Annotated in this window: 5 protein-coding genes; 4 read left to right on the forward strand and 1 reads right to left on the reverse strand. The window is 63.7% G+C overall.

Annotated elements, in window-relative coordinates; all coding sequences use genetic code 11:
- Positions 1 to 687: hypothetical protein (locus Q0D45_RS19515; protein WP_293396959.1), on the forward strand; the 687-nt coding region annotated here is incomplete at its 5' end.
- Position 688: 1 nt separating this feature from the next.
- Here the strand turns inward: Q0D45_RS19515 and Q0D45_RS19520 are convergent.
- Entirely contained in the window at positions 689 to 1,726 is a 1,038-nt protein-coding gene (locus Q0D45_RS19520) for an ELM1/GtrOC1 family putative glycosyltransferase (RefSeq protein ID WP_293396962.1), read from the reverse strand.
- Between the two features lie 81 nt (positions 1,727 to 1,807).
- On the opposite strand from Q0D45_RS19520, the gene uvrA reads away from it, so the two are divergent.
- The 3 genes from uvrA to Q0D45_RS19535 all read left to right on the forward strand — a co-directional run bounded on the left by uvrA (position 1,808) and on the right by Q0D45_RS19535 (position 8,080).
- The gene (uvrA, locus tag Q0D45_RS19525) at positions 1,808 to 4,669 is read left to right on the forward strand and encodes an excinuclease ABC subunit UvrA (protein WP_293396965.1); all 2,862 of its coding nucleotides are present in this window, start codon (positions 1,808 to 1,810) and stop codon (positions 4,667 to 4,669) included.
- A 102-nt stretch (positions 4,670 to 4,771) separates the two neighbouring features.
- Entirely contained in the window at positions 4,772 to 5,908 is a 1,137-nt protein-coding gene (locus tag Q0D45_RS19530) for an aromatic ring-hydroxylating dioxygenase subunit alpha (protein ID WP_293396968.1), read from the forward strand.
- A gap of 1,281 nt (positions 5,909 to 7,189) precedes the next feature.
- Positions 7,190 to 8,080 carry a transglutaminase family protein gene (locus Q0D45_RS19535; RefSeq protein ID WP_293396971.1) on the forward strand — a complete coding sequence of 297 codons (891 nt, stop codon included), beginning with the start codon at positions 7,190 to 7,192 and terminating at the stop codon, positions 8,078 to 8,080.
- The last annotated feature ends 18 nt before the right edge of the window (positions 8,081 to 8,098 follow it).

The raw sequence follows: 8,098 nt of genomic DNA on the forward strand, positions 1-8,098 counted from the left end.
TTCACGCCGCTGCGCTTCGCGGTGCCTGCCGAGATGGGCTATCAGGGCCGGGCGGTGGTTATCGATCCGGACATCTTCGCGATCGGCGACATCAACGAACTGCTGGAGCGGGACATGCAGTCGCACGCGGTGCTGGCGCGCGCGATTCCGGCCAAAGCCGGTGAACCCGAGCACTTCGCATCGAGCGTCATGGTGCTCGATTGCGCCAGGCTTTCGCACTGGCAGGCGGAGCGGCAGTTCGGCGAACTGTTCGAGGGCGGCCGGGACTACCGGGACTGGATGTGGCTGCTCGACGAACCCGCCGGTTCGGTGGGCGAGCTGGAAACGGTCTGGAACGATTTCGATCGGCTGGCACCGGACACCCGCATGCTGCACAACACCAACCGCAAGACCCAGCCCTGGAAGAGTGGCCTGCCGGCGGAGTTCGTGACCAATGGTCGCAGCCGTCTGCAGCGGATCAAACAGCGTCTGCGCCGGGTCGGCAACCGGCTGGTGGCCGGTGATGCCCCGAACGGCCGATACAAGATTCATCCCGATCCGGCTCAGCAGCAGCATTTCTTCCGGCTGGTCGGCGAGTGCCTCGACCTCGGCGTTTTCTCGCAGCGCTTCCTCGAAGACGAAATGGCTCGACGCCATCTGCGCCCCGATGCGCTGGCGTGTATCGAGATGGCGCGACGCGCCAGCTGACTTACTGACCCAGCAGGCTGCGAATCCTGGTCACCGCTCTGGCGAGATCGTCATCGGCGCGCAGCGATTGCCGGCGGTTCTCGTCGCGCTGACCCAGCACACTGAAATCGCCCTCGGCAACGCGTTCGTCGATCCAGCTCGCCAGATCGACCGGCGCGGCGACGATGCCGCGCTTCAGCAGGAACGCATAGAGCGCTTTCGGACAACGCCGCTGCAGGCGGGACAACCCGCGACGCGTCGGCGTGCTGTGGCCGGCGAGCGGCAGCACCTGTACCGGCCGGCCGGTGCGCCAGGCTTCGGCGAGCATCGAGGCGCTGTCGCCGGTGACGATCAGATCGTCGGCCCGCTGCAGCCAGACCGGCAGAGGATTGGCGTCGTCGTCGCGCCGGTACTCGTAGAAAAAAAAATGGGGCGCCTGCAGCGCAGACCGCACCGCCTGCGCGGTGCTGGCGCCGGTGCGCGGGCTGGTGGTGACCAGCAGGCTGCCGCCACCGGCTTGTGCATGCTGGCTGGCCAGTGTGCCGAGCTCGCGAGCGTCGTCCTCGTCGAAGCGGAAATGCCGCGTGGCTCCGCCGACCAGGACGACCGACCACGGCCGGGGCAGGTCCTGCCAGCCGCCGGACGATAGGTCGGCGGGCACTGCATCGAGCGCGCCGATCCTGTCGTTGAAGGACATGCGGATCGGCAGCACGTTGGCTGCTGGCGGCAGTCGATCCTGCGGCATCGGGATGATCAGATCGATCGCGTCCAGCCTGACCCAGCGCGGCCGTCCGAGATGCACCAGCCGGGTGCGTCGATCGCTGTGTGCGACCACTTTTGCTGCGGCACGCAGACCCTTGCCGAACGAGATCACCAAATCCGGCCAGGTTTCGCCGATGGCCGGAGCTAGGCTGGGCACGGCTATCGATTTCTCGATGCATGGCCAGCCCAGGGCTTGGCCCAGCACGCGGAGCTGGCCGGTCTCGCCGGCATTGCTGCCGATCATCAGCCAGACCAGCGGCTGGCGCGCGCGCGCTTCTCGGGACAGTAAATCAGTCACGGCAACTCAAGCATGGGCGGGTAGGGCGGCAAGTTCCGTATAGTGCTCGATTGCCCCCAGCGTTCACTAATCTTTCCCGTCATGGATTCGATCCGCATCCGCGGTGCGCGCACGCACAACCTGAAGAACATCTCGCTGGAGCTGCCGCGAGACAAGCTGATCGTCATCACCGGCCTCTCCGGTTCCGGCAAGTCCTCGCTGGCCTTCGACACGCTGTACGCCGAAGGCCAGCGCCGCTATGTCGAGAGCCTGTCGGCCTACGCGCGGCAGTTCCTGTCGATGATGCAGAAGCCGGATGTCGATTCGATCGAAGGCCTGAGCCCGGCGATCTCGATCGAGCAGAAGGCGACCTCGCACAACCCGCGCTCGACGGTCGGCACGGTCACCGAAATCTACGATTACCTGCGCCTGCTCTATGCCCGCGTCGGCACCGCCTACTGCCCGGATCATCCGGCGGTGGCGCTGGAAGCGCAGAGCGTTTCGCAGATGGTCGACCACGTGCTTCAGCTTCCGGCCGAATCGGCCTGGATGCTGCTGGCGCCGGTGGTCCGTGGCCGCAAGGGCGAGCACGCCGAATGGTTCGATCAGATGCGCGCCCAGGGTTTTGTCCGCGCGCGCATCGACGGCAAGGTCTACGAGCTGGACGAAGCGCCGACCCTGAACCGCAAGCTGAAGCACGACATCGAAATCGTCGTCGATCGCTTCAAGGTGAGGCCGGACGCCGGCGCTGGCGACGGCGTCAACAATAACCTCAAGCAGCGGATCACCGAATCCTTCGAGACCGCGCTGCGCCTGTCCGATGGTCTGGCCTTGGTTGCGCCGCACGTGGCCGCCGCCGCGACGCCGGACATCACCTTCAGCGCCCGCATGGCCTGTCCGCATTGCGGTTACTCGCTGGAAGACCTCGAACCGCGCCTGTTCTCGTTCAATTCGCCGAGCGGCGCCTGCGCCAGCTGCGATGGCCTCGGCGTGCTGCAGGTATTCGACCCGGATCGTGTCGTGACGCATCCGGACGCCTCGCTCGCCGACGGCGCGATCCGCGGCTGGGATCGCCGCAATCCCTATTACTGGGCGCTGGTTTCGTCGCTGGCCAAGCACTACAAGTTCGATACCGACAAGCCGTTCCAGAAGCTGCCGGAGAAGGCGCGCACTGCCGTGCTTTACGGCAGCGGCGACGACAAGATCGCCTTCGAATATCCGGACGAGCGCGGCAAGGTGGTCACCCGCATCCACAAGTTCGAAGGCGTGCTGCCGAACCTGGAACGCCGCTACAAGGAAACCGAATCGGCCGCAGTACGCGAGGAACTGGCCAAGTACCTGTCCGACAAGCCTTGCCCCGAGTGCATGGGCGAGCGCCTCAATCGCTCGGCGCGCCATGTCTTCGTCGACGGCACCAGCCTGCCGACCGTGGTTTCGAAATCGGTGCGCGACGCCGAAGCGCATTTCCAGAAACTGAGTCTGCCCGGCCACAAGGGCGAGATCGCCGACAAGATCCTCAAGGAGATCAGCGCGCGCCTCGGCTTCCTGAACAATGTCGGCCTCGATTACCTGACCTTGTCGCGCTCGGCGGAAACCCTGTCCGGCGGCGAAGCGCAGCGCATCCGCTTGGCCTCGCAGATCGGCGCCGGCCTGGTCGGCGTGCTGTACGTGCTCGATGAACCGAGCATCGGCCTGCATCAGCGCGACAACGAACGCCTGCTGAAGACGCTGGTCCATCTGCGTGACATCGGCAATACGGTGATCGTCGTCGAGCACGACGAGGAAGCAATCCGCCAGGCCGATTACGTGGTCGACATCGGCCCCGGCGCCGGCGTCCACGGCGGTCATATCGTCGCCCAAGGCACGCCGGCGCAGGTGATCGCCAACCCGAAATCGCTGACCGGCCGCTACCTGTCCGGCACGGAAGGTATTCCGGTACCGAAGGTCCGTGGCAAGCGCGATCCCAAGAAGCAGATCGTGCTGCGCAATGCCCGCGGCAACAACCTGAAGGGTGTCACCGCCGAGATTCCGATCGGCCTGATGACCTGTGTCACCGGCGTCTCCGGCTCCGGCAAGTCGACCCTGATCAACGACACCCTGCTCGGCTACGCGGCGCGGGCGTTGAACAATGCCGGCACCCGTCACGCGGCCTGCGACAGCATCGAAGGCCTGGAGCATCTCGACAAGGTCATCGACATCGATCAATCGCCGATCGGCCGCACGCCGCGCTCGAACCCGGCGACCTACACCGGCCTGTTCACGCCGATCCGCGAGTTGTTCGCGCAAGTGCCGCAGTCGAGAGAACGCGGCTACGAAGCCGGGCGCTTCAGCTTCAACGTCAAGGGCGGCCGCTGCGAAACCTGCGAGGGCGACGGCGTCATCAAGGTGGAGATGCACTTCCTGCCCGATGTCTACGTCACCTGCGACACCTGCAAGGGCAAGCGCTACAACCGCGAAACCCTGGAGATCCGCTACAAGGGCAAGACCATCAACGACGTGCTCGATCTCACCATCGAAGACGCGCTGGCACTGTTCAAGCCGGTGCCGGCGCTGGCCCGCAAGCTGGAAACCCTGCTCGACGTCGGCCTTTCGTATGTGAAGCTCGGCCAGAACGCGACCACGCTCTCGGGCGGCGAAGCGCAGAGAGTCAAGCTGGCCAAGGAACTGTCGAAGCGCGACACCGGCCGGACCTTGTACATCCTCGATGAACCGACCACCGGCCTGCATTTCCACGACGTCGCCCAGCTGTTGAAGGTGCTCGATCGCCTGCGTGATGCCGGCAATACCGTGGTGGTCATCGAGCACAACCTCGATGTCATCAAGCGCGCCGACTGGCTGATCGACATGGGCCCGGAAGGCGGCAGCGGCGGCGGCGAGATCGTCGCGGCGGGCACGCCGGAAGACATCGCCAAGAACAAGCGCTCGCATACCGGGCGCTTCCTGAAGCCGCTGCTGAAGGGCTAGACCTTGCTGGTCTCCTTCCCCAGCAAAGCGGGGGAAGGAGCAATCAAAGAGCCTCGTGCTAGGCTCTTTTCCGAAAATTTGAATCTTTCCGGAGCTGTACTCATGTCCTCGATCACCGCCCTCCGCCGCCACGCCCCCGCACCGAAGCGCGAAGCCGCCGACCTCCGCAAGTCCGGCCTCGATCCGAACTTCTGGTATCCGCTGGCACGCTCGAAAGCGCTGAAAGCCGGCAAATCGCTGGCCGTCAGTTTTGCCGGCGAACCGATCGCGCTGGTGCGGCCGGAGAAGGGCGATCTGTTCGCGCTGGAAGATCGCTGCGCCCATCGCCAGGTGCCGCTGAGCCTCGGCGTCGTCCGTGGCGAACGCCTGCAGTGCCACTACCACTGCTGGACTTACGACCGCACTGGCGCCTGCGTCAACGTGCCGTATCTCGACGAAGGCAAGCAGTTGCCGAACGGCGTCAAGAGCTACCCGGTACGCGAGGCCTACGGCTTCGTGTTCGTCTATCCGGGCGATCTCTCGGCGGCCGGTTATGCCGCGTTTCCGGATGTCTCCACCTTCGCCAAGTCCGAGTACAAGACCCGCACCCTGGACCGGACCATCGGCTGCCACTGGAGCTTCATGCACGAGAACCTGATGGACATGAACCATCAGTTCCTGCACCGCAGCCTGATGGGCAGCATCCGCGCGACGATGATCGATCTGCGCAGCGGCGATGGCTGGGTGGAGTGCGACTACACCTTCTCCCGCGCCGCCGGCAAGCAGCCGCTCGGCGAGCGTTTCATGATCAACCGCAAGGGTGCCGCGAAGGTCACCGATGGCTCCATCGACAAGATGACCATTCGCACCCAGTACCCGTACCAGACCCTGCAGTTCTGGACCGCCGGCAGCCCGGTCGACGAGCCGGCACTGGATCTGTGGAACTGCTATTGGCCGACTGACTCAGCGCAGCGGAAGAACCAGACCTACGGCCTGATGATGATCCGCAAGCCGCCGATCCCGGGAATGATCCACGTGATCTGGCCGTTCATCGTCGCCTTCACCAACGGCATCTTCGGCCAGGACACGCATATCGTCGAAGCGGAGCAGGCGGCGTTCGATGCGCAGGGGGAGGACTGGAATCAGGAGATTTTCCCGGCGATTCAGATGTTGCGGGAGTTGTTGATTGATAAGAGTGTGCCGGTAGAGGCGTATGCGAAGGGTGGAGTGGTGAAGTTGGCGGATTTGCCGCGTAGCTAATTGACGTTAGGCGCCCACCATGACTGACGCTGCTTTCTGGTCTGCTGTGCGGTCACGTCGCAATCACTTCTTTTATTGGTGGGTCGGCTGGCCTCCCTTGGGAACGCTTGTTCTCATTGTCTACCGATCAATGTTTGGCGTTCAGGCACCCAGTTGGTTTTTCTATGGCGTCTTCGCAACTTGGATTGCCATTTGGATTGCGCTCGGTCGTCGTCTCTCGCTTTTGCAATGCCCCCGGTGCGCCAAACTGGCAATTAGTGGACCGTACTTTTTTATGCGTGATGCAAAATGCCGCCACTGTGGATTCGCATATGTGGGTGCCTAGCCAGTCGCTCCACTGGACGCCTTCGACGCTAGCCCTAGTAGATCGGGAAGGCGGCTTCGTCGCGCATTCCGACGGATTCGGTGTCGCCTGCATCTCTGACTCTTTTGGCTTAACCGAACCATTCCGCGCTGTCGCGCGGGTCACTTTCTTTGGCGCGCAAAGAAAGTAACCAAAGAAAGCGCGCCCCCGGCGCTGCGTCGGATCGCGAGAAGCGAAAAGCGCGATCCGATGCCCTGCGCTTCTCGGCCATGACGGGGCTTTTCGACGCGCCATCCATGGCGCGGCGAAAAGGCTTCGGCATCCTGCCTCGCCTCCTTCAGAGCCTATCCGCCATGGCCTGCGATGCTCGGCGCGCTTAAGGGGGACCAACGTCCACAGCAACCGCAACGTCAACCACAAAACCAGAATCAAAAGCCCGCCGTGACGCTGTTGGTGTGGCGGTGCTTTGATGGGCCGTTGCCTTGGCTTTTGACGTTGCCGTGCTTCGCTTCTGATGGTCATCCCCCCTGCATGCCGCCGAGCATCGCAGTGCTCGGAGAGGGACGACCGGCATGGATGCCGGTCGAGCGCTGCCAGGCCATGGATGGCCTGTCGGCGCGGCGCCCCGGAGAGCGCGAGAAGCGCAGGGCACCGACTCGCGCTTCTTCTTTTCGCGAGTCGGCGGCATGCCGCGGGGCGCACTTCTTTGGTTACTTTCTTCGGGCGTTCGAAGAAAGTGACCCGCGTGTAAGCGCGGAATGGTTCGGTGAAGGTCATAAAAAATTCAGCACTACGCCAAGACCAGAAGCCAACCAAACGACACGCATTGCAGTAAAAGCCGGCCTGTCACAACCGCGAAAATCGGTAGCAGGAATAAACCGTGCTCACTAAAGCGGCCAAAGCTACTCATCGCACAGAGCCACGATGGCTTTAATGCAAACTGCCACTCAATACCCGCTTCAGGACCCTTTGCCGTCATGACCATGCTCACGGTCGAACACACCACCGTTTACCGCTACGCCAGGCCCGTTGCCCTGCACGAGCACCGCCTGATGTGCCGGCCGCGCGACAGCCACGACCTGCGCCTGATCGAAACCGGTTTGACCATCACGCCGGCGGCCTCGGTGCGCTGGCTGCACGATGTCTTCGGCAACTCGATTGCCATCGCCAGCTTCGAGGAAGAGGCGACCGATCTGTCGTTCGTGTCGACGTTCCACGCCGAGCATTTTCCGAACGAGCCGCAGAAGCTGGAGGTCGAGGAATTCGCGCGCTATCTGCCGTTCAGTTATTCGGTGCAGGAGATTGCCGATCTCGGCCGCACTTCGGAACGGCACTATCCGGACCCGCTGCATCGGGTCGATCTCTGGGCCAAGTCGTTCGTGCTGCGTGAGGAAGGCAACCCGGAAACGCTCGATGTGCTGATGGCGATGAATGCCGCGATCAAGGAGCAGTTCACTTATGCGCGGCGCGAGGAAATGGGCGTGCAGACGCCCGAGGAAACGCTCGACAAGGGCAGCGGCAGTTGTCGCGATTTCGCGGTGTTCATGATGGAAGCGGTGCGCAGCCTGGGGCTCGCGGCGCGTTTCGTGTCCGGCTACCTGTATGACGCAAGCCTGGTCGGGGCCGAGGTCGATGAGGGGACGGAAGTGGTCGGCGGCGGCGCCACGCACGCCTGGATGCAGGTCTATCTGCCGGGCGCCGGCTGGGTCGAGTTCGATCCGACCAACGCGCTGTTCGGTGGTCGCAATCTGATCCGCGTCGCGGTGGCGCGCGATGCTTCGCAGGCGGTGCCCTTGACCGGCAGTTTCACCGGCGCGTCGAACGACTATCTGGGCATGAGCGTCGACGTGAAGGTGTCGGTGGCCTGAGCGCCGCCGCGTCGATTC

This window comes from Nevskia sp., assembly GCF_023266035.1.
GTDB lineage: Bacteria > Pseudomonadota > Gammaproteobacteria > Nevskiales > Nevskiaceae > Nevskia.